At 49.4% G+C, this 627-nt stretch carries 1 protein-coding gene; it reads right to left on the reverse strand.

Annotated elements, in window-relative coordinates:
- Positions 1–627, reverse strand: a 627-nt coding sequence (locus tag ACS8FD_RS21905) for an acetate/propionate family kinase (RefSeq protein WP_439277420.1), incomplete at both ends; no start/stop codon positions are given.

The following is a 627-nucleotide window of genomic DNA, read 5'->3' on the forward strand; positions in this document are numbered from 1 at the left end:
ACCAGTGAAGACGATACCGGTAAAGTCAGGGAGCGCACAGCTTAGGCTGGCAAGATATTTGCCAACGCGATAACAGAACATCTCGATGGCGAGCTGTGCATCTTTATGACCTTCATTGGCCGCTTCTTCGATGGTACGCAGATCATTAGATAAACCTGAGATACCGAGCAGACCGCTTTCGTTGTTGAGCATCTTGTCGATCTCTTCTAAGCTCAATCCAAGCTGACGTTTTAGATGCATATGTAAGCTTGGATCGACATCCCCGCTACGCGTACCCATCATCAGACCCTCAAGCGGTGTGAGTCCCATACTGGTATCTAAGCTCTTGCCATCATAGACGGCGGTCGCCGAGCAACCATTGCCTAAGTGCGCGGTTAACCAACCATGAGGGCCTTTGGCATCTGTGATTTGGCTTGCTCGTTCTGAGACGTAGGCGTGCGAAGTACCGTGAAAGCCATAACGGCGAATCTTATGATCTGCATACAGTGATTTTGGCAGCGGATAAAGAAAAGCAACTGGCGGCATGGTCTGATGAAAAGCAGTATCAAAGACGACGACTTGTGGAATTTCAGGATAGATAGCTTGCACAGCTTCGATGCCAAGCGCATTGGCAGGATTATGTAGCGG

The sequence above is a fragment of the Psychrobacter sp. 1U2 genome (assembly GCF_051847575.1).